Source organism: Nocardia sp. NPDC019323 (assembly GCF_044389845.1).
Lineage (GTDB): Bacteria > Actinomycetota > Actinomycetes > Mycobacteriales > Mycobacteriaceae > Nocardia > Nocardia implantans.
This window is the reverse complement of sequence record NZ_JBIRYN010000010.1, coordinates 66226-90654: the sequence shown is the minus strand read 5'-3', so window position 1 is coordinate 90654 and position 24429 is coordinate 66226. Positions and strand designations below refer to the sequence as shown.

General features: G+C 66.3%; 20 protein-coding genes and 1 pseudogene. 13 read left to right on the top strand and 8 right to left on the bottom strand.

Annotated elements, in window-relative coordinates; all coding sequences use genetic code 11:
- Positions 1–4 precede the first annotated feature (4 nt).
- Genes ACH49X_RS28850 through ACH49X_RS28840 form a run of 3 tightly spaced genes read left to right on the top strand, consistent with a single transcriptional unit; the run spans position 5 to position 3146 of the window.
- A complete protein-coding gene (locus tag ACH49X_RS28850) occupies positions 5–1315 on the top strand; it encodes a sugar ABC transporter substrate-binding protein (protein WP_195082570.1) in 1311 nt (436 codons plus the stop codon).
- Positions 1316–1365: 50 nt separating this feature from the next.
- Positions 1366–2241, top strand: coding sequence for a sugar ABC transporter permease (locus ACH49X_RS28845; protein WP_357208327.1), 876 nt, complete (start codon positions 1366–1368; stop codon positions 2239–2241).
- Between the two features lie 11 nt (positions 2242–2252).
- Complete coding sequence (locus ACH49X_RS28840; protein WP_357208330.1) at positions 2253–3146, top strand: carbohydrate ABC transporter permease; 894 nt, start codon at positions 2253–2255, stop codon at positions 3144–3146.
- 127 nt (positions 3147–3273) lie between these two features.
- On the opposite strand, the gene ACH49X_RS28835 is transcribed toward ACH49X_RS28840, so the two are convergent.
- From ACH49X_RS28835 to ACH49X_RS28825, 3 genes are read right to left on the bottom strand one after another with little or no spacing between them, the layout of a single operon-like run.
- Positions 3274–3690 (bottom strand): VOC family protein, encoded by a 417-nt coding sequence (locus ACH49X_RS28835; RefSeq protein WP_195082572.1) that lies wholly within the window; start codon positions 3688–3690, stop codon positions 3274–3276.
- Positions 3691–3700: 10 nt separating this feature from the next.
- Positions 3701–4537 (bottom strand): helix-turn-helix domain-containing protein, encoded by an 837-nt coding sequence (locus tag ACH49X_RS28830; protein ID WP_357208292.1) that lies wholly within the window; start codon positions 4535–4537, stop codon positions 3701–3703.
- A gap of 44 nt (positions 4538–4581) precedes the next feature.
- A complete protein-coding gene (locus tag ACH49X_RS28825; protein WP_195082574.1) occupies positions 4582–5214 on the bottom strand; it encodes an NAD(P)-dependent oxidoreductase in 633 nt (210 codons plus the stop codon).
- 74 nt (positions 5215–5288) lie between these two features.
- Between ACH49X_RS28825 and ACH49X_RS28820 the strand changes: the two genes are divergently transcribed.
- The 5 genes from ACH49X_RS28820 to ACH49X_RS28800 all read left to right on the top strand — a co-directional run bounded on the left by ACH49X_RS28820 (position 5289) and on the right by ACH49X_RS28800 (position 10913).
- Positions 5289–5888 (top strand): TetR/AcrR family transcriptional regulator, encoded by a 600-nt coding sequence (locus tag ACH49X_RS28820; protein WP_195082575.1) that lies wholly within the window; start codon positions 5289–5291, stop codon positions 5886–5888.
- Positions 5889–6284: 396 nt separating this feature from the next.
- Positions 6285–7208 carry a zinc-binding alcohol dehydrogenase family protein gene (locus tag ACH49X_RS28815; protein ID WP_195082576.1) on the top strand — a complete coding sequence of 308 codons (924 nt, stop codon included), beginning with the start codon at positions 6285–6287 and terminating at the stop codon, positions 7206–7208.
- 106 nt (positions 7209–7314) lie between these two features.
- Positions 7315–8394, top strand: a complete 1080-nt coding sequence (gene ychF / locus ACH49X_RS28810; protein WP_195082577.1) for a redox-regulated ATPase YchF — start codon at positions 7315–7317, stop codon at positions 8392–8394.
- Positions 8395–8818: 424 nt separating this feature from the next.
- Positions 8819–9928 carry an LPO_1073/Vpar_1526 family protein gene (locus tag ACH49X_RS28805; protein ID WP_357208295.1) on the top strand — a complete coding sequence of 370 codons (1110 nt, stop codon included), beginning with the start codon at positions 8819–8821 and terminating at the stop codon, positions 9926–9928.
- 328 nt (positions 9929–10256) lie between these two features.
- Entirely contained in the window at positions 10257–10913 is a 657-nt protein-coding gene (locus tag ACH49X_RS28800; protein ID WP_195082583.1) for an HAD family hydrolase, read from the top strand.
- Here ACH49X_RS28800 and ACH49X_RS28795 read toward each other — a convergent pair.
- Positions 10910–12103, bottom strand: coding sequence for a hypothetical protein (locus ACH49X_RS28795; RefSeq protein ID WP_357208298.1), 1194 nt, complete (start codon positions 12101–12103; stop codon positions 10910–10912). The two genes, ACH49X_RS28800 and ACH49X_RS28795, sit on opposite strands and share 4 nt — an antisense overlap.
- Before the next feature lie 238 nt (positions 12104–12341).
- Positions 12342–13781 (bottom strand): cytochrome P450, encoded by a 1440-nt coding sequence (locus ACH49X_RS28790; RefSeq protein ID WP_357208301.1) that lies wholly within the window; start codon positions 13779–13781, stop codon positions 12342–12344.
- 112 nt (positions 13782–13893) lie between these two features.
- Between ACH49X_RS28790 and ACH49X_RS28785 the strand changes: the two genes are divergently transcribed.
- Positions 13894–14529 carry a TetR/AcrR family transcriptional regulator gene (locus ACH49X_RS28785; protein WP_195082586.1) on the top strand — a complete coding sequence of 212 codons (636 nt, stop codon included), beginning with the start codon at positions 13894–13896 and terminating at the stop codon, positions 14527–14529.
- A gap of 287 nt (positions 14530–14816) precedes the next feature.
- Complete coding sequence (locus ACH49X_RS28780) at positions 14817–15518, top strand: MerR family transcriptional regulator (RefSeq protein ID WP_357208333.1); 702 nt, start codon at positions 14817–14819, stop codon at positions 15516–15518.
- Between the two features lie 133 nt (positions 15519–15651).
- Here the strand turns inward: ACH49X_RS28780 and ACH49X_RS28775 are convergent.
- Positions 15652–16818 (bottom strand): annotated as a pseudogene (locus ACH49X_RS28775) (transcription termination factor Rho, short form); the annotation flags it as partial.
- A gap of 736 nt (positions 16819–17554) precedes the next feature.
- Here ACH49X_RS28775 and ACH49X_RS28770 point away from each other — a divergent pair.
- Together ACH49X_RS28770 and ACH49X_RS28765 are read left to right on the top strand one after the other, a co-directional pair.
- Entirely contained in the window at positions 17555–20005 is a 2451-nt protein-coding gene (locus ACH49X_RS28770) for an FHA domain-containing protein (protein ID WP_195082588.1), read from the top strand.
- A gap of 423 nt (positions 20006–20428) precedes the next feature.
- The gene (locus ACH49X_RS28765; RefSeq protein WP_357208307.1) at positions 20429–22078 is read left to right on the top strand and encodes a hypothetical protein; all 1650 of its coding nucleotides are present in this window, start codon (positions 20429–20431) and stop codon (positions 22076–22078) included.
- 340 nt (positions 22079–22418) lie between these two features.
- Here the strand turns inward: ACH49X_RS28765 and ACH49X_RS28760 are convergent, their stop codons facing one another.
- On the bottom strand, positions 22419–22757 hold the full coding sequence (locus tag ACH49X_RS28760; RefSeq protein WP_195082590.1) for a VOC family protein: 339 nt from the start codon (positions 22755–22757) through the stop codon (positions 22419–22421).
- A 20-nt stretch (positions 22758–22777) separates the two neighbouring features.
- A complete protein-coding gene (locus tag ACH49X_RS28755; protein WP_195082591.1) occupies positions 22778–22930 on the bottom strand; it encodes a CopG family transcriptional regulator in 153 nt (50 codons plus the stop codon).
- Positions 22931–23016: 86 nt separating this feature from the next.
- Here ACH49X_RS28755 and ACH49X_RS28750 point away from each other — a divergent pair, with 86 nt between their 5' ends.
- Complete coding sequence (locus tag ACH49X_RS28750) at positions 23017–24411, top strand: ATP-binding protein (protein ID WP_195082592.1); 1395 nt, start codon at positions 23017–23019, stop codon at positions 24409–24411.
- Positions 24412–24429: the final 18 nt, after the last annotated feature.

Here is a 24429-nt window from a genome sequence, read left to right as displayed (position 1 = left end):
TGTGTTGCGTGCGAATCCCGTCGCCCGGCTCCGTCGCCGGACGCTGCTCGGCTCGGCGCTGGCCGCGCCGCTGCTGGCCTGCGGCGGCTGCGGCTCCGATGACGACGCGCTGACCTTCTTCTTCCAGGCCAGGCCGGAAGAGGCGCGGGTGCGGCTGAAGATCATCGACGAGTTCCGGAAGCGCCGCCCCGACATCAGGATTCGCACCATCATGTCGGGGCCTGACCCGCTGCAGCAGATGCTCACCTACTGCGCGGGCGGCAAATGCCCGGACGTGCTGATGGCGTGGGAACTGACCTACGCGGGGCTGGCCGAGCGCGGCGTGCTGCTGGATCTGAACACGCTGCTCGCCCGCGATCCGCGATACGCCGCCGAACTGCGCGCCGACAGCTACCCGGCGCTGTACGACACCTTCACGTACGCGGGCGGGCAGTACGCCCTGCCCGAGCAGTGGTCAGGAGTGTTCCTGTACTACAACCGGGCACTGTTCGACGAAGCCGGGATCACCGCGCCCGCGCGCTGGCGCGACGCCTGGTCGTTCGACGAGTTCCTGGCCGCGGCCGAGGCGTTGACCAGGCACGACTCGGCTCGGACCCGATGGGGCTTCGCGGACGCCTGGGTGCCGTACTTCTCAGCGGCCTGTTTCGGCATGAACAACGGCGCCGAATGGTTCTCGCCCTCGGTGAACCCGACCAGGACCAATCTGGGCGATCCTCGGTTCGCCGAAGGCTTCCAGTTCTACGCCGACCTCGCCGTACGCCATCGCGTGGCGCCGAAGGCCGCCGACACGATCTCCGTCTCGGCCCCCGACCTGTTCCGGCGCGGCCGGGCGGCAATGGCGCTGGGCGGGCACTGGTTGTATTCGGAGTTCGCCGGGCACGCCGATCTCCCGATCGACGTCACCGTGCTGCCGGTCGGCCCGCACGGCGGTCCAGGCGCCATCACCGATGTCGGCAGTACCGGGCTGGCCATCGCCGCGGACAGCCCGCGCGTCGAACAGGCTTGGGAGTTCGTCAAATTCGCGACCGGACCAGTGGGGCAGGCGATCATCGCCGCGTCCGGGCTGTTCGTCCCGGTGCTGCAGTCCGCGATGAACTCCCCAGGTTTCGCCGCCGCGCACCGCGAGATCCGCAATCTCGAGGTGTTCACCTCCGGTCCGGCCAATTCCCGTCCGTTGCCGGTCACCCCGGCTTGGGGAAAGGTCTCCGCCCTGCTCGAACGCGGTTCCAACCGAGTGCTTCGCGGCGCCGCCACCGCCGCGTCCTTGGACGGGCGTTTCGCCTCCGACGTCGACGCGCTGCTGGAGACGCCATGACAGGAGCGCGGCAATCGCAAACACCGGGCAAAGCGGGAGTCGCGTCCGGATTGGCGCGGCGGCGGGAACGGGCCGGTTGGGCATTCGTCGCGCCGAATGTGGCGGCCGTCGCGGTTTTCTTGTTGTTCCCGTTGGCCTTTTCGCTCTATCTGAGTTTTCATTCGTGGGACCTGTTCGGCGCCATGCGATTTGTCGGTGTGGACAACTACCGGCGGCTGTTCACGTCGGACCCTCTGTTTCTCATCGCATTACGTAACACGGCCGTATTCACGCTGCTGACCTTGGTGCCAACGGTGGTGATCGGACTCGCGGTCGCCGCCGCGCTGAATCGAAAGCTGGCCGGTATCGGCCTATTCCGCACCATCGCTTTCCTGCCGCTGGTCGCCTCGGCGGTCGCCATGGCCGTGGTGTGGCGGTTCCTGTTCACCGATGACGGGCTGCTGAACGTCGCGCTCGGCTGGATCGGCATCGACGCGGTGCCCTGGTTGACCGACCCGGACTGGGCGCTGGTCTCGCTCAGCATCGTCACCGTGTGGAAGAGCGTGCCGTTCGCGACGGTCATCCTGCTCGCCGCCATGCAGGGCGTGCCGGAGACGCTCTACGAGGCCGCGAAGATCGACGGGGCCGGGGCGCTGCGGCGCTTCTTCGCGATCACCGTGCCGCTGATCCGTGGGCCGCTGTCGTTCGTCTTCATCATCACGATCATCAATTCGGTGCAGGCCTTCGACCAGGCCTACGCGCTGACCGGCGGCAACGGAGGACCGGAGACGGGCACCTACCTGCTGGGGATCATGCTGTTCCAGAACGCCTTCGGCTTCTACGAGGTCGGGTACGCCTCCGCGCTCGCCTGGGTGATCTTCGCGATCCTGTTCCTGCTGACACTGGTGCAACTGCGGATGGCCCGGCGTTCGGAGGTGGAACAGTGAACACCTACCAGATGGTGCGGCGCGCGCTGCCGGTGCGGCGCGACCGGGTGTCCGTCGCGGCCGGTCGGGTCGATCGGGCGATCGTGCGGCGAGTCGTGCGCGGGACCACGATATACGCGGTGCTGGTCGGCATCGCGTGGTGCGCCCTGTTGCCGATCCTGTGGGCGGTGTCCGGCTCGCTGAAGCGGGACGGCGAGATGGCCGACGCGACGTTCCTTCCGCACCGGCCGCAGTGGTCGAACTACGGGAAGGTCTTCGAACTGCTGCCGATGGGGCGGATGCTGCTCAACACCACGGTCTACGCGTTGTGCGTGACGGCGGGGCAGGTCTTCTGCTGCTCGCTGGCCGGTTACGCCTTCGCCCGCTTGCGTTTTCGCGGGCGCGATGTGCTGTTCCTCGCCTATCTCGCGACGCTGATGGTGCCGTTGACCGTGACGGTGATCCCGCAGTTCCTGCTGATGCGGGCATTCGGCTGGGTGGACACCCCGTGGGCGATGATCGTGCCCGGCCTGTTCGGCAGCGCGTTCGGCACCTATCTGATGCGGCAGTTCTTCCGCACGCTGCCCGAGGAACTCGAGGAGGCCGCCATCCTCGACGGCTGCTCCACCTGGCAGGTCTATTGGCGGGTCTTGTTGCCGCACACCCGTCCGGCCCTGATGGTGCTCGCCGTGCTCACCTGGATCACCGTGTGGAACGACTTCCTCTGGCCGCTGGTCATGATCCAGCGCGAGGACGTCGCCACCGCGACACTGGGCCTGATCCGCCTGCAAGGCCAGTACCACACCCAGTGGCCGATCCTGATGGCCGCCGCCATCGTCATCCTGCTGCCGTTGCTGCTGATCTATGCGATAGCCCAGCGCGCGTTCATCCGCGGCATCGCGATGTCGGGGTTCGGTGGGCGGTGAGCGGGTGGCTTCGGTTCGTTGCGTCCAGGCGCGAGGTCGCGAACGACGTCTCATCGGCGCGGTGCCGCGGCCGGGCGAAGGTCGTCGCCAGGCCGCGGCCGCGCGGTGCAAGGGGATGCCGCCGCGATCAAGCGCCCCAATAGGTGCCGAAGCTCCAGAGGTTGCCTTCCGGGTCGCGCACCGTGAAGCCGCGTGAGCCGTAATCTTCGTCGCGCAGGCCACGGACGACTTCGGCGCCTGCGGCAGTGGCGCGGGCGAACAGCGCGTCGGGGTCCTCGCAGACGAGGTAGACCGAGTCGGTGCCGGTCGGGCGGGTGCTGAACGGGCTGTCGTCCTTGCCCGCGGAGCCGAACATCACTCCGCCGCCCAGGGGCCAGCGCAGTTCCGCGTGCTCAATGATCGACGGATCGTCCTCGCGAGGGTAGATCGCGGCCTCCCGGAAGCCGAACGCCTCGACCAGGAAGGTGGCCATCGCGCGGGCATCGCGGAAGGTGAGCGTGGGCCAGACGGCGGTGCGGGTGCTGGTTTCTGTCGGATTCGTCATGCGTTCATCGTCATCCGGCGGACTCGTCCGGGGCTTGGACGGATGTAACCTCTTCGGCCAGCCACGCGGTCGGGCTCGTCCCGGCGAGATCGGCGAAGTCGCGATCCAGATGAGCCTGGTCGTAATACCCGCAGGCGGCGGCCACCTGGGCGATGGTGACGTAGGACGGCGTGTGGGCGAGCATCCGGCGCGCCCGCTCGAAACGGGTGATCCGGGCCGCCAGCTTGGGGCTGAGGCCGAACTCGCGATGGAACCGGCGCGTCAGATGCTGTCTGGTCCAGCCGATCTCATCGGCCAGCGAACCGACCGCGATCCCGCCGCCGGAACCGACCACCGCACGCCACGCCCGGGTGAGTTCGGGACCGACCGCGCGGTCCGGGTCGGCCAGCGCCGAGAGCACCCGATCGCAGACACCGAAACGCTCCGGCCAGCTCGGCGCGTACTGCAATCGCTCCCACAGCTCCGATCCGACCGGTCCCACCACGTCGGCGAACTCGACCGACGTGTCCCACAGTGCCGCCGCGGGCATGCCGAACAAGATGCGGCAACCGAGCGGCGTGAGCGATACGGCCACGCCTTCCTGATAACCGCCGTGCGCGATCAGTGCCGTGCTCGCTTGCAGGCCGCTCAGCACGCACCGGTAGTTCTGCGGCGACTGACGCGAATCGGTCTGTTCGACCACGTCGATCGTCGGCCCGATCGCGACGATGAAGGTCATGTGCCGCGACGGCAGCCCCCGATGGATCCCCGCCGAGAATCCGGCCATGCGATAACCGAGGTACCGGTCGATGAACCCCGCGAGCGCGGGCGCCGGACGCGCCGTCATCACCTCCGTGGTCGGCTCCATGCGGTCACGCTACGCCGGGGGACCGACAGATGAAGCGGCGTCGATCAGTTCGCGACGTTCACATGCTTGCGGATCGCTGATCCGTCGGTGACCGAGTCGAGCAAACAGGCGGCCAGGTCGTCGCGGGTGACGCGGACGCCGAACAGCACGTTGCGTTCCACCGCGGTGCGGTAGGAGCCCTTCGCCGCGTTGTCGGTGAGCTGCGGTGCGCGCACGATCGTCCAGTCCAGCGCCGAGTCGCGGACCACGCGCTCGGCTGCGGCCATGTCGGCCAGGCTGTGGCGCAACAGCGGGCGCAGGATGAGTGGCTTCACCAGGAAACGGGTGAACCAGTCGTCGCCGGGTCCGGCGATTCGGGCACTGTTGCTGACGATGACCAGCCGCTTCACCCCGGCGGTCGCCATAGCGTCCGCGATGGAGCGGGCGGCGTCGGCGCAGACGGAAGTGGCGCCCTTTTCCCGCGAACCGATGGTGTCGATCACGGCATCCGCGCCGTGCAGCGCCGCGACGATGTCGGCTGGCTTCATGACGTCGGCTACGACCACACGCAGTGCGGGGTGGTCGGGCAGTGATTGCGGACCACGTGTCACCGCCGTGACTTCGTGCCCTGCTGCCAGTGCCCGCGTGACGACGCGCGCGCCGGTGTTGCCCGTCGCCCCGAAAACAGTCAGGTGCATAGCTTCTCCAAGTTGGTGAGTACTTACTAACTTAGGATGGTGAGTAATCACTAACCTGTCAACCGGGAGCCGGAATGGGAACGCGCGATCGAATACTCGACGCGGCCGCGGAGATCATGCGCGACCGCGGTGTCGTCCACGCCACGACGAAGGAGATCGCCAAAGTCGCCGGCTACTCGGAGGCGGCGTTGTACAAGCACTTCAGCGACAAGGAGGACATCATTCTGAATGTCCTCCGGCATCGGATGCCCGATCCGGCGGCGGCGCGGCCCGAGCCAGGACAGTCCACCGTGGAAGACAACCTCACGGCCATGGCCCGCGATGCATTGAGCTTCTACCAGCAATCCCTCCCATTGCTCGGGGGCTTGCTGGCGCAGCCGCAGCGGATGGCGGCCCACCGCGACTCTATGCGCCGCCATGGTGCGGGACCCGGCCACGCCATCGCGAACATCGCCGAGTATCTGCGTGCCGAGCGCGACCTCGGCCGCGTCGCTGCCGACGCCGACGTGCTGACGGCGGCCTCCATGCTCGACGGCACCTGCTTCCATCAGGCGTTTCTGCGCTACTACGAGTCCGGTGCAGGCGCGGCGCCTGCTCCGGACGACCTCGCTCGCGGATTGGCGCGGACGTTGATTTCTGGTCTCGGCTCGTGTGCTGATGATGTCTCCGGCTGAAGTGCGATTGCCTGCGGAGCGGGCCGAACTTGACTCGGCGCGGTTGCGCTCCGTGGTCTCGGCGCGTCCGCCGATTTTTCTTCGATCCGGCGCGGACCAGTGGTCACGTCGGCTGCGCGAGTGTCGCGCCGGACGAACGGTGTCGAATTCTGTCCCCCTGTGCGCCGCTGGGGCTGGACGGAACTCGTTCCCGCGGCTCTCCTCTGGTGACGAACTCTTCGGCGGATCGGTGCGGGTTGGTCCTGGTGCGCCGGTGGGGCTGGACCGAATCCGACCCGGAAGCTCTCCGCCGGTTCCGAGCAGCGGTGAGATGTACCACTACAGCGTGTAGTTGACTGTGATCACCTGCCGCGATCCGGATACCGTTGCGCCTTCTGACGGAAATCTGGAGGTGTGATGCGGCGGGTGCAGTACGAGCGCAGCGGTGGTCCCGAGGTGCTCGAGCTCGTCTCGGTCGAAGTGCCGACGCCGGGGCCGGGTGAGCTCCTGGTTCGCGTCGAGGCGGTCGGGGTGACCCTGCCGGTGGTGCGGAAGGTGCGCGAGCAGCGCGAACCGATCGCGTTGGGCGGCGAGGTCGCGGGTGAGGTGGTCGCGGTGGGCGAGGGCGTCGATCGATACACGCCCGGCTATCGCGTGACCGGTCTCGTGTTCGGTCACGGCTACGCCGACTACGCCCTGCTCTCGGCGGCCATGGCGTCGCCGATTCCGGACGGGGCGTCGGCCGTCGACGCGGTCGCGCTGGTGCGTAGCGGCCTGGTCGCGCTCGGCGCGCTCAGTGCCGCAAACCCGCGGGAAGGCGAATCCGCCCTGATCACCGCCGCCGCGAGTGGCGTCGGCCACCTCGCGGTCCAGTTGGCGCGGGTGCGCGGTGCGGCGCGGGTGGTCGGCGCGGTGTCGGATCTGGCGAAGGCGGAGTTCGTGCAGAAACTCGGCGCCGACGAGGTAGTCGAGTACGGCCAGGAATCCTGGGGCGCCCCCGTCGACTACGTGCTCGACGCCGTCGGCGGCGACTTGCTTTCCCCCGCCCTCGCCGCGCTGGCCCCCGGCGGCCGTTTGGTCGCCTACAGCTCCGGCGGCGGCGTCATCCAGGCCTACGACCTGCTCGCCGGCGCGAAATCCGTCATCGGCTTCCAAATGGCCCGCATCGCGAGAACCCAGCCGGACACCTACGACCACTGGCGCCAAGAACTCTGGCAGTACTTCGCCTCCGGCCAACTACGCCCCGCCGTGCACGCCGCGTACCCCCTCGAAGACGCCGCCACCGCCCACGCCACCATCGAAGCCCACGCCAACCTCGGCAAAGTCGTCCTCATCCCCTGAGACCGGCCGCGAGTGGCACATGGCTGCGGCGAAGTGCGAGTAGCCGCTCCACCATGTGCCACTCGCGGGGGAGCGGGGTTTGGGTGCCGCGTAGACTCTGTTCCTCGTGAGTCTCACCTTGGGAATTGTCGGTCTGCCGAACGTCGGAAAGTCGACGCTGTTCAATGCGTTGACGAAGAATGACGTGCTCGCCGCGAACTACCCGTTCGCGACCATCGAGCCGAACGTCGGCGTTGTCCCGCTGCCCGATCCGAGGCTGAACAAGCTGGCCGAGATCTTCTCCTCCGAGCGGATCGTGCCCGCCACCGTGTCGTTCGTCGACATCGCCGGCATCGTGAAGGGCGCCTCCGAGGGTGCGGGCCTGGGCAACAAATTCCTCGCCAACATCCGCGAGGCCGACGCCATCTGCCAGGTGGTGCGGGTGTTCGCCGACGACGACGTGGTGCACGTCGACGGCCGCGTCGACCCTGGCGCCGACATCGAGGTGATCGAGACCGAACTCATCCTCGCCGACCTGCAGACCCTGGAGAAGGCGGTCGTGCGGCTGGAGAAGGAAGCCAAGGTCAAGAAGGACCGCAAGCCGGTCGCCGACGCCGCCAAGGCCGCGCAGGAGATCCTCGACAACGGCACCACCCTGTTCGCCGCGGCCGACAAGGTGGACACCGAGCTGCTGAAAGAGCTCTCGCTGCTCACCACCAAGCCCTTCCTCTACGTCTTCAACGCCGACGAGTCCGTGCTCACCGACGAGGCGAAGGTCGCCGAGCTGAAAGCCTCCGTCGCTCCCGCCGACGCCGTCTTCCTCGATGCCAAGGTGGAAGCCGAACTGCTCGAACTCGACGAGGAATCCGCCACCGAACTCCTCGAATCCATCGGCCAGACCGAACCCGGCCTGCACGCCTTGGCCCGCGCCGGCTTCCACACCCTCGGCCTGCAGACCTACCTCACCGCAGGCCCGAAAGAAGCCCGCGCCTGGACCATCCACCAGGGCGACACCGCCCCGAAGGCCGCAGGCGTCATCCACACCGACTTCGAACGCGGCTTCATCAAGGCCGAAGTCGTCGCCTTCGACGACCTCGTCGAAGCGGGCTCCATGGCCGCCGCCAAGGCCGCGGGCAAGGTCCGCATGGAGGGCAAGGACTACGTCATGGCCGACGGCGACGTGGTCGAGTTCCGTTTCAATGTCTGACCCTCTGCGAAGAAGTAGTACACATGGCCGTTGCGCTATCCCGTCGGCTGGGATGCGGTCGGAATACAAGTCAGTGCGGACTGAGGAGTCGCCGTGCGGCCAGTCGGCTGCTATTAGTCGGATTGAGCGCATGGTCTTGGCTATGCCGTCTGGCGTATAAGGGAGAGCGGAGAGCCGAATTACCATCGGTAGACATGCAGAGTGGGGTAGGCTGCATCGTCAGAAAATTTTGCCTGAAACGGAGGGTGTCGGGTGGATTGGGTTTTTGAAGGAATCGGAACTTTACTCGTTGGGATGCTGCTGGGGGGTGGCGCGGGCGGTTTCGTCGGTTACCGTGTTGGTATCCGGACAATTCGGCAGAGCCAGAAAGCGCGCGACAATGCAAATCAGAATATGACTGGTAGTGGAAATATCGTTTCCAACGATGGCCAGTAAGAGTAGTCAGCGCGCTGGAGACAACTCAAGTCAAACGTACATTGAGAATCAGTACGTAGGAGTTACAGAAGAGCGTGCAACGGAGATTGCTCGGGTTCAGGCCGAGATTGCGGTCCGGGAGAAGTTTGTTGCTGAAGCTCGGCTCAAGGCCAGTCGGCGAATCGAATCGGCGGACCGGAAGATAATTGCAAAATTAACCGCGCTGGAGCTCCTTGATATCTTTGGCGAGCCGTCATTTATATCCGCATTTCAGAAGGCTCAGATAAGCGCGGCTCAGACCGACAGGGAGAGCGACTATGACATACTAGCGAATCTTCTTGCGGAGCGTGCCTTGAGCGGTGTCAGTGCCGCAAAGGCGGCAATCGTTCGAGCCATCGAGATTGTGGACCTTGTCGACGAGATAGCTCTGCGCGGCCTGACTGCCCTGTGGTTTATCGGTTCTACTACTCCGAGTTCGAAGAATCCCAATGTAGCGTTGCAAACTCTTGAATCATCGTATTCAAGCCTCTTTCCTGATTCGCTTCCTGGGGGCGAGTGGTGGATCGAGCACTTGGATGCTCTTAATCTTGTACGTAAAGATCGCACTCTGAAGTTCCACGAGTTCCTAGAATTTTTATTAAAGCAACGGCCCGGATGGGTGTGCCAAGGAATGACAGAGGATGAGATTGCCGAAGATTCACAGAAGCTTGCGGCCCTGATTGGTGTTGGCGTAGATGCGAGTCTGATAATCCCGCATTCATATAAGGATGGATACTATCGCTATGATTTCCAGTCAAAAGCGCAGGCAATAGAACATATCCGAAAATTCTTCGCCGCAGCAGATTTGCCGTTAGATGAAGGGAAGTGGCCTGCAATCGAAAAGCATTTCGACATGTTGGACAATGTAGACGCCGCATGTATTGAGACGATGAAGACGGATATAGTCGATCGACTTCCTGCGGTGGCACGTGTAAGTTCTTGGTGGGATTCTCTGGATAAATTTGTTGGAGTTACGCATATAGGAACCGCTCTCGCTTACACGAATGCCAAGAGGTATGATGACTTATCTGGATTGCTTCCTCTTGAGGATGTGTTGAGCGGAGTTGCATCTGTCAAGTAATAGTTTAGTGGTCAGCGTAAGTTTTGGCGCCTAGGGCAAACCTCGTGCAGACCGACGCGGTCTAGATAGTTGTAGTCCAATATCTGCCAGTTGGTACCCGGCCTGGCCGGGTAAGAAGGATCTTGTTACGGTGGGGGGTGCCGTCAGCGATATTGCGTTTTCATAGGTAATCATAAGTCCATTAGTCTGGCGTTGGCGGCGCACAATGCGGTTACTCGTCCGCCACAGTAGAGTGCTCTGCAGAAAGATGCAGTGGTTGGTCATCGCGTTCGCCCGAGGTTTTTGAGGGCATCGTGAATCGGTCGAGACAGCAAGGTACAGTTGGCGGGTGATTGCCGCAGTTGTCTTTGATGTCGGAGAGACTCTGGTCGACGAGACTCGGGAGTATGGAACCTGGGCGGACTGGCTTGGCGTGCCCAGGCATACGTTCGCGGCGGCGTTCGGAGCTGTTATCGCAACCGGTCTCGACTACCGCGAGACGTTCCAAATCTTCCGTCCTGGGTTCGATCTGGACGAGGAACGGCAAGCACGAGCTGACGCGGGGCAGGCTGAGTGGTTCGGTGAGGATGACCTCTATCCCGATGTGCGGCCCGCGTTGTCGAAGCTGCGCGAGATGGGAGTTTTGGTTGGGATCGCCGGGAATCAAACAGTGCGCGCGGGGACTTTGCTCCGGGGGCTGGACCTGCCCGCCGACTTCATCGCTACCTCTGATGACTGGGGTGTGCAAAAACCTTCGCTCGAGTTTTTCGCCAAGGTCGTCGAGGCGGCGGGCCGACCAGCGGAAGAGATCATCTACGTGGGTGACCGCATCGACAACGATGTGGCTCCCGCGAAACGAGCCGGAATGCGGACGGCCTACCTCTTGAGGGGTCCTTGGGGGTGGATCTACCGCGACAAGAAGGAAGTCGCTGATCTGTCCGATTGGCAGATCAGCGACCTCAACGAACTGGCGAATATCGTGGTGGCAGAGAATTCCGCCGGTTAGCCGACCAGAGAATTGACGGTCGTGTGCCAGTCGTACAATCGGGCATCGAGGTCTCGGACCGAGGGCAAGGAATCCCACTGTGTGAGCGTTTGACGCACGGCCTTGATTCGATCCAGCGCAGTCGCATACCAGTTGCTCGCGAGTAGATCCAACGCTTCCTCGAGGTATCGGCACGCCAGCTCGGGGTTCTTCTCCAGCACGGCTGCGGCGGCCGCGTCGGCGAGATAGATCGACCTTTGCTTCGCATCCGCATCGGGTAGGGCGCTGAGTACTTCCTCCAGGGTCTCGCGAGCTTCACGGCCTCGGCCGGCGAGGATCAGCGTGTTTCCTTTGAAGCCTGCGAGCCTGACTGGAGAAAACCAGTCGAACCACTCAGGTGACGGATCTGAGCTGCTGTCGTGTTCGCTGTAGATCTTCTCGGCGTGATGGATCAGGGCAAGCGCCCGGCGTGGATCACCGAGCCGAGTCTCGACCTCCGCCTCGACAGCGTCCAGCCAAGCCATCGTCTCGGAGTTCGCGTTACCCCTGCTCGCAAAAGCCCTTGCGGCACGCAGTCGTTCCCGAGCCTCCTCGGCGCGAGATTGGTCGCCAGAGAACGCTGGGGCGAATGCCATGTGCGCGAGCGCGGCCGCGCCGAGAAGCGAATCTCCGGCTTCGTGCGCAGCTTGAAGGGCGAGTACGAGACTCGGATGCGCGAGTTCGGGCTGTTGTAGATCGAAGAATCCCAAGCGCCCGGCCAGAAGACTCGATTCCGAGACGGCCCGTCCCAGAACCGTCTTGGCCGTGCCCGATATTCGCGGCAAGAGTTCGAGGCCGAACTGAGCATGATCGGCGACCAGACGGTGCAGGCGGGCCGCTGGGGTCGACCAGTACAGGTGGCGATGGGACGCTGTGATCGCGGCGAATTCCTTCGCGACCGAAGCTGGCAGGAGTGATGCGGCTGTGCCGAAACCTCTGTGCGCAAACGGAAGTGCGTGCCTCTCCGCGAGCCTCTGACCTGCACGTGAATTGCTTTCCGCTTCCGTCCACGGTGGTGAGAACCCCAACTCGGTAACCGGCCGCTTGAAGAGTGCTTCCAGTGCCGCCGCGTGGTCGGGATGTGGCCACGGCGGATTCGCGGACTCCCACCTACGGACCGTCCGGCTGGCGACCTCGATGCGTAGTCCGATCTGACGCGCAGCTTCCGTCACAGCTTCCGCGAGTGCTGTTTGAGATCGGAAGCCAAGCGCCTGCCTGGCCGCACGGAGTGAAGCGTTCCCTGTCGATGCCATGGGGGCGTCGGGCTACCCGCTTCGCCTTCGGACCCGAGGCCCGGCGGCGAAGCGAGCGGCTCGATCGGGGAGATCGGCATCCACCACGCCCATCACCGGGGGCAGTAAGCGGCACATTTCGCGTGACCGCCCAGCGGTGCGACGCCGATCCGGTTCTTCATGCTGCCGAGAACTTCGAGATGTGGGCGTGTCGAGGGCGCAGGTCGATCGGCAGGCCGTCGTCGGGGGTGGGGCCGGTGCCCCAGGTGAGCGGTACGTGGTAGTCGGCGGGGACGGTCCATTCGTACCGCAGCAGCATTCGGTGCATGATCGACTTCACGGTCATGCCTCCGAAGTGCAGGCCGATGCACTTGTGCGCGCCGCCGCCGAAGGGCGACCAGGCGTACCGGTGAACTCGGTCCTCGCGCCGGTGCTCGGCGAAGCGTTCCGGATCGAATTCGTCCGGGTGGGGCCACCAGCGGGCCAGCCGCATGGAGGGGTATGCGCCGATGATGATGTCGGTGTCGGCCGGAATGTAGCGGCCCAGGATTTCGGTGTCCGCGAGCGTGCGGCGCATCAGCACGCCCGCGGGCGCGTACATGCGCAACGTTTCCTTGAACGCCAGGTCCAGCGACGGCAGCCGGTCCAGGTCTTCGTAGTCGAGGTGATCCTTGCCCAGCGCGATCGCCTCCGTGCGCAGCCGCTGCTGCCAGTGCGGATTCTTGCCGAGCAGATAGGTGAGCATGGACAGTGCGACGGCGCTGGTGTCGTGGGCCGCCATCAGGACGAAGATCATGTGGTTGACCACGTCGTCGTCGGTGAAGGTCTCGCCGGTGTCGCTGGTGGCGTGGCACAGCACGCTGAACAGATCGGAGCCTTCGCTCGCTCGTTTGGCCGGCAGCTGGGCGCGGAAGTACTGTTCCAGCACTTTCCGGCCGTGCAGACCGCGTGACCATTTGCCGCCTGGCGCCGAGGTCCGGATCAGGGCCTGCCCGCCGACCACGGTGCGCTCGAACGCGTGCTCCAACCGCTGCGCCTCCGGCCCGAGCTTCGCGCCGACGAAGACCTCGGTCGCGAGATGCAGCAGCATCTGTTTCACGTTGTCGTACAAGCGGAATGCCGACCCGGGGCGCCAAGAGTCGAGTTCCCGCACGATTCCCGGTCGCATCAGGTCGAGGTAACTGATCAGCCGCGGTCGCGTGAACGCCTGCTGCATGATGCGCCTGTGATGCAGGTGCTCATCGAAATCGAGCAGCATGATCCCGCGCCGGAAGAACGGCCCGATCCAGTACTCCCAGCCCTTCTCGCTGGAGAAGACCTTGTCCTTGTTGCTCCAGACCACCTCCAGCGCGGCGGGGCCGAGCACACTGACCGCGCGACGGCCGTAGATACTCGTCCAGGACACCTCGCCGTACTTCTCGAATGCGTTGCGCGCCCACAGGAGTGGGTCGCTATAGACGCGCAGTGAATGTCCGATCAACGGCGCCCCCGGATCTCCCAGCACCGCGAGCAGGCCGCTCCCCGGCGGGGGCTCGGCGAGCGCTGTCGTCCGGGCTGGATAGCGATCCGCCAGGTCGGCGGCGTACTGCTCGAACCTGCGGCGGAGTGCTGCGTTCATGTGGTGTCCTTTCGCGGCGCTGCGAAGGTTCGCGAGATCCGGCTCGCCATCAATTGGTGACGATCTGTCACCAATTGACGCGCACCGCGCGCGGGCTTGTCAAGATGGAGTCATGACCAGCGCATCGACCTGGGGCGGCCGGACCGTCGAGGCGCGCCGCGCCGCGCGCCGGGAACGGCTGATCGACGCCGCGATCGATATCTGGGCCGACAGTGGCTGGGCCGCGGTCAGCCTGCGCAGCGTTTGCGCGCGGGCGGGCTTGAACGATCGGTACTTCCGCGAAAGTTTCGCCGATCGGGAGGAATTGCTCGCCGCGGCCTGGGACCACGTGCGGGACGAGACGACCGACACCCTGACCGCCGCGATCGGCGACCGCCGCGATTCGCCGCCGCTGGAGATACTGCATCGCGCGGTCGAGGCGGTGGTGCTGCGCTTCGCCGAGGATCCTCGGCGAAGCCAGGTTCTGTTCGGTGATCACGCAGGCAGCGCGATACTCGAACGTCGCCGCCACGACCTGGTACTACTCGCTGCCGACTTGCTGGCGACGGGCCTCGAGCCGTATCTGCGCGCCGGTGTCGACCGCGAGGAGTTCCATCGCACGGCATTGATGGCTGTCGGCGGGTTCGTGGAACTGACGAGCGCGTGGCGGGCGGGCGCAGTCGCGATCGATATTCCCGGTCTCATCGATCAGACCATCCGTCTCGGTGACATCCTCGCCGCACACTATCTCGCCGACCACACCCCTTAGTGAGCACTCGACGGTGGCTGTCCTGCTGGCGTTCGCGAGGTATCTCGCGGTCGTCAGGTCACCGGAGAGTAGGCGTCACGGGCTGCACGCTGCGATGTGCAGTCGCTGTGTCGGCGATGAGGACACCGCGTCGCCGTTCGAGTCGGCCGGGATAAGCCGGGATGTGGTCTGGGAGATCGCCGATCGGCGGTAGCACGGCGCGTATGGCCGGTGCCGGGAACAGGCTGCGGCGGGTGGTTGGCTCGACCAATACGTGCAAGAGATAGATCCTCAATCGGAGGTGCAAGCTGCGTCCCATCGACCTCGCCCGGGAACACGGGCTGTCGGCACAGGCGATCCGCAATTACGACGACGCGGGCATCCTTCCGCCGACCGAACGCAGCGAGGCCGGCTACCGGCGCTACACCCTTCTGCACGCCCAGGCCTTACGGGCCTTTCTCGCGTTGCGCGGCGGACACGGGCACCAGCAGGCGATGGAAATCATGCGCGCGGCCAACCGCGGCGACACCGAGTCGGTCTACCGGCTGATCGACGCCGCGCACGTCGCATTGCTCGCCGAACGTGACACCCGCACCGAGGTCGCGCAGGCGCTGGGCAGCCTGTCCACCGCGACACCGGCTCCTCTCCAGGGTCGGCCGCTGACCGTGGGCGAACTCGCGCGCCGCATCCGCGTGCACCCGGCGACCTTGCGCACGTGGGAGACCCATCGGATCCTGCGCCCCGAACGCGATCGGGCGACGGGTTACCGCCAATACGGACCGGACTGCGTTCGCGATGCCGAGATCGCACGTCAGTTGCGCCGAGGCGGCTACCGGCTCTCCCAGGTCGCGCGATTCATCGAGGCACTGCGCGAGGCGGGCGGCGCGGACCCGTTGCGCACTTTTCTGGACTCCTGGCAGTCTCGGTTGACCGCGCGCAGCCGCAACCTTCTCGCCGGTGCGGCCCAGCTCGACGCCTACCTCACCATGCTCGATCAGGCGCAGGAGTGATGACTGCGCCGGGCCGAGTCTCAGCTCTTCCGAGACGATCCACAGCAATTCGCCGCCCCTCTCGATCGTGCGGAAGGTCATCGAGCACTGGCGGCAGCTCGGCCGAGCGCGGACGGTAACTCGGCCGTCGTTCTCAGCCCGCGTTGCGGATCTGGGTCAGGAATTCCGGGTTCGTTCCGGTCTGCCGGAGACCGGTCAACAGCAGTTCGAGCGCTTGCTGCGGGTCGCGGCCCGCGAGGGTCTTGCGCAGGGATCGCGTGGCGGTGAGCTCGTCGGCGGTGAGCAGCAATTCCTCCTTGCGCGTGCTCGAGCGGCCGATGTCGATCGCGGGGAACAGGCGCCGGTCGGCCAGGTGCCGATCGAGCTTCAGTTCGGCGTTTCCGGTGCCCTTGTATTCCTCGAAGATCACGGTGTCGGCGAGTGAGCCGGTCTCGACCAGGGCGGTGGCGATGATCGTGAGTGAGCCGCCGTGCTCGATATTGCGGGCGGCGCCGAGGAATTTCTTCGGTGGCGCGAGCGCCCCGGCGTCGACACCACCGGAGAGGATGCGGCCGGACCCGGCGGCGGCCAGGTTGTAGGCGCGGGCGAGCCGGGTCAGCGAGTCCAGCAGAACAACGACGTCATGGCCCATTTCGACGAGGCGTTTGGCGTGCTCGATGGCCAGTTCGGCGAGCGCGATGTGCTCGTGGGCGGGCTGGTCGAACGTCGCGGCGGCGACCTCGGCAGGCACCGCGCGGGACAGATCGGTCACCTCTTCCGGGCGTTCCCCGACCAGTACCAGCATGAGCTGGCATTCGGGATGGTTCTTGGCGATGGCGTGCGCAATGGATTGCAGCACGGAGGTTTTACCCGCCTTGGGCGGTGCGACGACCAAGGCGCGCTGGCCTTTGCCGATCGGCATGACCAGATCGGTGACGCGCGTGGTGAGTTCGTGCGGCTCGGTCTCCAGCCGTAGCCGGTCCTGCGGATAGATGGGAACCAAGTCGGCGAAGTGCGGTCGCGCCTCGGCATTGCGCGGTGGCAGGCCGTTGATCTGGTCGACTCGGACCAGCGGTGCGAGTTCGGCGCCCTCACGTTTGGGTCCGACTACGCCGGTGACGGTATCGCCGCGACGCAGGCCGTACTCGCGGACCAGTCGCGTCGGCACATGAGCGTCGTGCGGGCCGGGCAGATATCCGTCGACGTGCAGTGTGGCGTGGTTGTGGTTGATGTCGAGGATGCCGGTGACCGGCGTTGTGCGGTTCGCCCTGGTTGGGTTGTCTTCGGTGTGATTCGTGTTGCGCTGCATGGGGTTTCTCCTGGGAAAGTTATGGATGTGGCGGGTCGCCGTGGAATGCCGCCTGCTGGGAATGGCGCTCGGTGCATGCGCAGAGGTGTGCTGGAGCCATCCGGTGCGCACATGCTGTGGTTACGAGATCGCCGTGGCGAATGTGGACTCTTGCGGGAGGGAAGTGTCACCTACATCCACAAGATGAAGACCGCATCAACAGTAGCGGCATCAGGCACAACACGCAATAGCTTCCGTTTGTTCCCACGGCATGTCGCCTGGATCGCTGCGACAGGCATGGTGCGACGACGCTCTGCCGCACCGTGGCGCGCGAGCGCGCTCGCCCAGTCGTCTACTGCCCGTCGAGACATTCATTTCGTTGTGGAACGAATCGTATTGCGGCAGTCGAGCATTGCGGGAGCGTGTTGTGAATCAATTGGAATACCGTCGAATTCGGCATGTTGAATCTCCGATCGGCGGACCGCTACCTCGGCATCGAACACGGAATATCAGAACCAGACGGAGTGAGACCTCGCGTACACCGGTTCGGTGGTCGCATCGGCAAGCTCCGTATCCAAATCCCGGATTCGGCACTTTTCTGCGTACGACAAGGCGGGGCCGCTGGGGGAATGCCTGGTCAGCCTTCTGTCGCCCGCACCTGTTCGCGCTGGTCACGCGGCATTTTCGGGATGGTAGGGCGCGCAGCGCGGAAGATCGAGGTGCGCGCGACTATTGCGGTGACCGTGCCGCGCGGTCGTATACTCCCTTTATGGCGGATGGTTCTTCCTCCACCGAAGTCCCCGAGCCGGTTCTCGTGGTGCAGACGCGAGAACGCGTCTATCGGCTCCGCGCCGGGGGCGCATATAACGTCGGTCGCGATCCGGCGGCCGATATCGTCGTCTCGGATCCGCGGGTCTCCTCCTTGCACGCCGTTCTGGAGCGTGGCGCGGACGGTTGGAAAATTGAGGACGCGCACAGTCTCAACGGCACATTCTTCGACGGTCACCGCGTCGATCGAATGGTGATCGATCACGACGAAACGTTCCAGCTCGGGCACGCCGTCGACGGCGAGAAATTGGCCTGTTCGGTGGAGACGCCACCCGGCCAAGAGCCCGATGGCGATGCCGGCGGCGACACGATGATCGTGCCGAATCCCGGCTACGACCTCGACGACGAAGCCACGGTTACGAAGTTCGACCCGCGCCTGTCGCGGCGGGTGTCGCGCTCCGCGCCCCCGGCGCACCACCCCAGCGCGGTGGTCCGGATAACGTCGCCGACGCTGCGGATCGGACGCTCCGCCGACAACGACATCGTCGCGCACGATCTGATGGTCTCCCGCCGGCACGCCGAGTTGCGGACGATCGGCGCGGGCAGATACCGGATCGTCGACCTCGACAGCCACAACGGCACCTACGTCAACGGCGCCCGTGTCGATACCGCCGATCTGTCCGAGAACGACTTGATCGGGATGGGGCATACGACCTTCCGGCTGGTCGGCGACGAACTGCGCGAGTTCGTCGACACCGGTGACGTATCGGTCTCGGTGCAGAACCTCACCGTGCGGACACCGGAGGGCAAAGTGCTGCTCGACGGTGTGGGCTTCCCCATCCCGGAGCGCTCGCTCGTCGGCGTCATCGGACCGAGCGGCGCGGGTAAGTCGACGCTGCTCGGCGCGGTGACGGGATTGCGGCCCGCCACGGAGGGGACGGTCCGCTACGACGGCCGCGACCTGTACGCGAATTACGACGAGTTGCGCCATCGCATCGGGTTGGTCCCGCAGGAGGACATCCTGCACAACCAGCTTCCCACCCGGCGCGCCCTGCTCTACGCGGCGGAGCTGCGCTTCCCCGGTGACACGCGCCCGGAAGAGCGCGAACAGCGGGTCGACGAGGTGCTTGAGGAACTCGGTTTGGCGCGGCATGCCGACACTCGCATCGATCAGCTCTCGGGTGGCCAGCGCAAACGCGTGAGCGTCGCGCTGGAGTTGCTGACCAAACCGTCGCTGTTGTTCCTCGACGAGCCGACCTCCGGCCTCGATCCGGGCCTGGACAAGACGGTCATGGAGATGCTGTCGGAGCTGGCGCACGACGGGAGGACGGTCATCGTCGTCACCCACAGCGTGGCGAATCTCGACGCCTGCGACCGTCTGCTGGTCCTGGTGCCCGGTGGCAGGCTGGCCTACTACGGGCCGCCAGCGGAAGGATTGCAGCAGTTCGCCGCGGGGAACTGGGCCGAGGTGTTCCAGGCGTTCGATCGCGAGCACGACCGGGACTGGGCCGGTGAGTTCGAGGCGTCGCCACGCTTCGAGCGCTACGTGGCGGTCGGTCTCACCGATGACGTCGGCCCGGCGCAAGTGCACACCCCGGCGCCACCGCCTGCGCCGCAGTCCGAACTCAGCCAGCTCAGCACGCTGTGCCGGCGCTACCTGGCGGTGATCGCGTCGGACCGGAGCTATCTGGCGTTGCTCGGCGTGCTGCCGCTGCTGCTGGGCGGCTTGATCGCCGCGGTGCCTTCGGGCGCGGGATTCACCGGGCCGCCGGGCACGAACGTCGATGCCCCGACCAAGCTCATGGTCCTGGCCTTCGCCGCGTGCTTCGTCGGCACCGGCAACTCGATCCGCGAGATCGTCAAGGAACAGACGATCTATCGCAGAGAACGCGCGGCAGGGTTGTCGGCGGGGGTCTACCTGATGTCGAAACTGCTGGTGCTGGGCGTGATCACCACACTGCAGGCGGCGGTGTTGGTGTTGATCGGCACCATCGGCGTGAGTATGCCGCCCAAAGGGCTGTTCACCTCGGTCGAGTTGGAGCTGATCGTGGCGATGGCGCTGCTCGGCATCGCGTCGCTGGCACTGGGGCTGCTGGTGTCGGTCACCGTGAACACGTCGGAGAAGACGCTGCCGCTGCTGATCGTCCTGTCCATGGCGCAACTGGTGCTCACGGGCGGGCTGGTACGGCTGCCGGGCACTCCCGTTCTGGAGCAGCTGGCATACATAGCACCGGCCCGCTGGGGGTTCGGCGCGGGAGCCGCGACTCTCGACCTCGACACTCTCGCGCCGCATGACGGCGGGCCCGACCCGCTGTGGAAGCACACCATCGGCACCTGGCTGCTCGATATGGGCGTCGTCGCCGGTTTGGGAGCGATATTCCTGGCGCTGGCCTGGTATCGCCTGTATCAGCTGCGTCCGCGGCGCCGCGGCGCCCGCCGCGCGAGGATCTGACGCTTCCGCCGGAGACCGCGTCCAGGGGACTTACCCGGCCGTCTCCGAGTGCCTTTCCCTGCCGGGTGACGGGACCGCCGCTTGCATTCCCGACGGGCGCCGCCGGTTCGAACATCCGCCTGGACGGCACGGCGTCTCCGGCCACGACCTGCGGGCGACGGTGCAGCAAGCGGCGCCGAACGGTTCGCCGGAAGGCTACTGAGTGCCGGTCGGAAACGACTGTCCGCACGGCGGCCAGGGTTCTGTCTCGGGTGATTCGTCCCGCTGCCCCCGAGCAGCCATGATTGCTCGTCGGGTCGAACGGATTTCGATGACGAGTTATCTTTTCGTTCTCGGCCGAGTCGGTCGTCCGGTTCGGCGCGGCCGAAGCAGCTATGGCGCGTTGCGTCTGGAACACTCGACCGTCGGAAAGGTTCTTTGCTGATGTTCCGTCGTTTCACGACCAACGCGCCCGCCGGGGCGCCGCCGGTGGATGATCTGGTGGCAGGCGCGCTGCCGGACCGGGTGCAGATCGCGCACGAGCGGTTGGCCCACCAGGACGATCCGGCGCTGCTCGAAGCACTATCGGAGCGTGAGCTCGCCGCCTCCCGCGAGTTGGCCGAGCTCGTGCGTGACTATGAACGCCACGAGAAACGCGCGCGCATCCAGGCGGCCGCCGACGCCGCGGAGCGGGTGCGTCGCACGGCCGCCGAACTGGCCGAACGGGAAGCCGCCGACCTGCTGCGCGCCGCGCAGGCGATCGGTGAGCAGCGCCACAGCAGCAGCCCGCACGCGAAAGTCGCTCGCTTGCATCAGCGCAAGCCGCGGGTGCTGGGCCTGCTGGCCGGAGTCGTAGCGTTCTCGATGCTGTTCTCCGCGGTCACGGTGCAGCAGAACATCGCGCCGACCGGAGGCGCGACCAATCCGATGTTCTGGCTGTCCTACGGCTTGGAGGCGCTGATCAGCGCGGTGCTGGTCGCGCTGATGCTGTCCACGGGTGACACCGCCGAATGGGGCGTGATCGATCGGTTGTGGCAGGTCTACACCGTCGAGGGCGTCTTGCTGACGGCGAGTATCGCGTTGAACACGTTCCCGTACTTCCGGTCGGGCGACATGGCAGGCATCGGCATCCACGCGATCGCGCCGATCATGATCGGCGTCGCGCTCGTCACCCACCGGCTCGTCGCCGAGCGCTACGGGCGCGCGATCGAGCAAGCGACCGCCGCCGTGCCCGACCATGAGGATCTCCAGGAACGGCTGGCGGCGCTCACCCAGGTCGGTGGCGCGGGGAACCAGATTCTGCCGAGCATCCTCATGGAGCCGACGGCGACGGCTCGCCGCGAGAGCGAACCCGCGAGCGCCGAAGCGCCCGCGCCCGGCGCGGAGGGTGCGGCCGGACCGCAGACCGAACAGCACGCCGCGTCGGAGCAGCCCGCCCCTGCGGCCGAAGTCGCCGCGCCCCCTGTTCCCGCGCCCGAACTTACCGAGCTGTGGTTCGCTACGACGCCGCTGCCCGCGGTCGAACGGGTTGCTGCCGGCGGTCCCGAAGCGCCCGTGGAAGCCAGTCCGGACGAGGCCGTCCTCGACGCGCGTCTTGCTGCGGCGGTGCGACAGACGCTCAACCGGATCCGGTCGGTCAAGCAGCCCGAGCCGGGCGAGCAGCCGGTGCAGCCTCCGGCCGCGCCCCAGCCGAGTGCACCCGCAGTCGCGGAGGTTGCCGACGGGCATGACGCGCGCGGCGAGGCCCATCGGACGGGTCCCGCGCCGACGGCTGACGGCACGGTCGTCGAGCACGACCCGCGTTTCCAGGCCGCCGAGGCGAACCCCCAGCCCGACGATCGTGACGTGATGGCTGGGGTCACCGAGCACGCCGTGCGCGCGGAGGCCGCCGAGCTGCATCCGGAATCGAATGGCGCCGCGCTGGAACCGCTCGGTGCCATGGCCCAGCACTATGGGCCCGGCGCCGCGGGCAACGATCAAGCGCCGCGGATGGAACACGTGGCACCGATCGCCGCCGTGCACTCGGCTCCGATCCAGGCGGCGGACGCCGCCGCACCGCACGCGGCCAACGAACCTCAGCTCACCACTCGGTGAGCGGAGCGGCACGGCGATTCGGTTCGACCACAGCCTGTTCAGCGGAACGCGGCTCGATGCGCTGGTTCGCATGTCCCGCTCCGATTGCGCAGGCGCGGGAGGACGCTGCCATACCGCGCGGCCGACGAACCTCAGCTCACCACTCGGTGAGCGGAGCGGCGTCGGATTGTCGCTGGGCGCAGCGAGTCACCGGTCATCCGCCGTGGCGAATTCGCGCACCAGCGGTCGCGCGGGGCTGCCGTGCCCCGGTGCGTCTACCTGAGCACGGACGGCCCGCTCGAGTGCGAACATCGAGGCGCGGTCCGGCGTACCGGGCGCGGTGCCTCGGCGTGGCGGGCCCTCAGCCCTGCGCCTGCAGGCTCCAGGTGCGTCCGTCGGGATCGCGCACCGTCATTTCCTTTGTGCCGTAATGGGTCGCCTCGAACGGCGCCACCACGTCGATGTCTTCGTTCGGACGGAACGCGTCGGCGTCGGTGACGGTGAGGACCAGTTGGGTGCGCGGCGTCTGATTGTTCGGGATCTCCGCGATGAAGACGTAGGGTCCGTCGCCGTTGCGGAACAACCCGGAGCTGTGGTCGGTGGTGAATTCCGGCTCGTAGCCGAGGGCTTGGAAGAATCTCGCCGTCTTGCCCCAGTTGTGCGTCTCGACGTGCACGCCCTCGATGCCCTTGGTCGTCATATCGCTCTCCTTCGGTTGCTTCAGTTGTCGGTGGTGTCGTCGAGATAGGCGCGCAACGCGTCCGCGACCAGCGCGGACAGGGACGTGCCCGACTCGATGGCGCGAAATTTCACCTGCTTGATCAGACCGATCGGCAAGTACACGTTGAACTGCTTCACTTCCTCGTCACCCACGCGGCGATGCTAGCATGCTAGCAAGCTAGCGTGCATCCGGTTTGTTTCGGTCGACCCGATGGCGGAATGGACGTAGCGTCGAATTCGTGAAAGTTCCCGAACACCTGCCCACGACCGCGGGCGAACTACGTTCGGCCGGCTATCTGCCGCGTGGCGTGAAGACCGAGATCCGCGAGAACCTCTTGGCGCTGCTGAGTTCCGGCGGCGACCCGTGGCCCGGCATCGTCGGGTTCGACCGGACGGTCGTGCCGCAGCTGGAACGCGCCCTGCTGGCGGGACACGACGTCGTGCTGCTCGGCGAGCGCGGCCAGGGCAAGACCCGGCTGCTGCGTACCCTGGCCGGCCTGCTGGACGAATGGACGCCCGTGATCGCGGGGGCCGAGCTGGGCGAGCATCCGCTCGACCCGATCAGCCCGGCCGGGCGCAGGCTGGCCGCCGAACTCGGCGACGATCTGCCCGTCGCGTGGCGGCATCGGTCGCAGCGGTACGCCGAGAAGCTCGCCACGCCGGACACCTCCGTCGGCGACCTGATCGGCGACGTCGATCCGGTGAAGGTGGCCGAGGGCCGCAGCCTCGGCGACCCGGAGACCATCCACTTCGGACTCGTTCCGCGCGCGCATCGCGGCATCGTGGCGATCAACGAGCTGCCCGACCTCGCCGAACGCATCCAGGTCGCGCTGCTGAACGTCATGGAGGAGCGCGATATCCAGGTCCGCGGCTACACCCTGCGGCTGCCGCTGGACGTGCTGCTCGTCGCCACCGCCAACCCGGAGGACTACACCAACCGCGGCCGGATCATCACGCCGCTGAAAGACCGTTTCGGCGCGGAGATCCGCACCCACTACCCGCTCAGCGTGGAAGCGGAGGTGGCGCTGGTGCGCCAGGAGGCGGAGCTGGTGGCCGAGGTGGGCGATCCGCTGATCGAGGTGCTCGCGCGGTTCGTGCGGCAATTGCGCGAGTCGCCCGCGATCGACCAGCGGTCCGGCGTATCCGCGCGTTTCGCCGTGGCCGCCGCCGAGACGGTCGCCGCGGCGGCCTTGCGCAGATCCGCGGTGACGGGGGAGAGCCCCGCCGTCGCGCGTCCGGTCGATCTGGAATCCGTTCCCGCGGTATTGCGCGGCAAGCTGGAGTTCGAGTCCGGCGAGGAGGGGCGCGAGCAGGAACATCTCACCCACCTGCTGCGCCGGTCGTTCTCCGAGACGGCGCGTGCGCTGCTCGGCGGACTGAACCTGCGGCCGCTGGCCGACGCGGTCGGCGACGGGCACCTGGTCACCACCGGGGAACGCGTGCCGGGTGCGCAGGTCCTCTCGGCGCTGCCCGAGCTGCCCGTCCTGCACGAAGTCGCCGGACGGCTCGGCGTCGACGCGGCCGATCCGCCGCCGCGGATCGCCTCGGCCGTCGAGTTCGCGTTGGAGGCGCTCTACCTGGCCCGGCAGATCGCGAAGGATTCCGACGACGGGTCGGCGGTGTACGGCCGATGACCGCCGCTGTTCCCGGCG

Bases quoted from the DNA above. Each gene is read 5' to 3' on its own strand.
- ACH49X_RS28840 (WP_357208330.1), top strand. From the start codon at position 2,253: ATGGTGCGGCGCGCGCTGCCGGTGCGGCGCGACCGGGTGTCCGTCGCG.
- ACH49X_RS28835 (WP_195082572.1), bottom strand. From the start codon at position 3,690: ATGACGAATCCGACAGAAACCAGCACCCGCACCGCCGTCTGGCCCACG.
- ACH49X_RS28830 (WP_357208292.1), bottom strand. From the start codon at position 4,537: ATGGAGCCGACCACGGAGGTGATGACGGCGCGTCCGGCGCCCGCGCTC.
- ACH49X_RS28825 (WP_195082574.1), bottom strand. From the start codon at position 5,214: ATGCACCTGACTGTTTTCGGGGCGACGGGCAACACCGGCGCGCGCGTC.
- ACH49X_RS28820 (WP_195082575.1), top strand. From the start codon at position 5,289: ATGGGAACGCGCGATCGAATACTCGACGCGGCCGCGGAGATCATGCGC.
- ACH49X_RS28815 (WP_195082576.1), top strand. From the start codon at position 6,285: ATGCGGCGGGTGCAGTACGAGCGCAGCGGTGGTCCCGAGGTGCTCGAG.
- ACH49X_RS28805 (WP_357208295.1), top strand. From the start codon at position 8,819: ATGGCCAGTAAGAGTAGTCAGCGCGCTGGAGACAACTCAAGTCAAACG.
- ACH49X_RS28790 (WP_357208301.1), bottom strand. From the start codon at position 13,781: ATGAACGCAGCACTCCGCCGCAGGTTCGAGCAGTACGCCGCCGACCTG.
- ACH49X_RS28785 (WP_195082586.1), top strand. From the start codon at position 13,894: ATGACCAGCGCATCGACCTGGGGCGGCCGGACCGTCGAGGCGCGCCGC.
- ACH49X_RS28770 (WP_195082588.1), top strand. From the start codon at position 17,555: ATGGCGGATGGTTCTTCCTCCACCGAAGTCCCCGAGCCGGTTCTCGTG.
- ACH49X_RS28765 (WP_357208307.1), top strand. From the start codon at position 20,429: ATGTTCCGTCGTTTCACGACCAACGCGCCCGCCGGGGCGCCGCCGGTG.
- ACH49X_RS28760 (WP_195082590.1), bottom strand. From the start codon at position 22,757: ATGACGACCAAGGGCATCGAGGGCGTGCACGTCGAGACGCACAACTGG.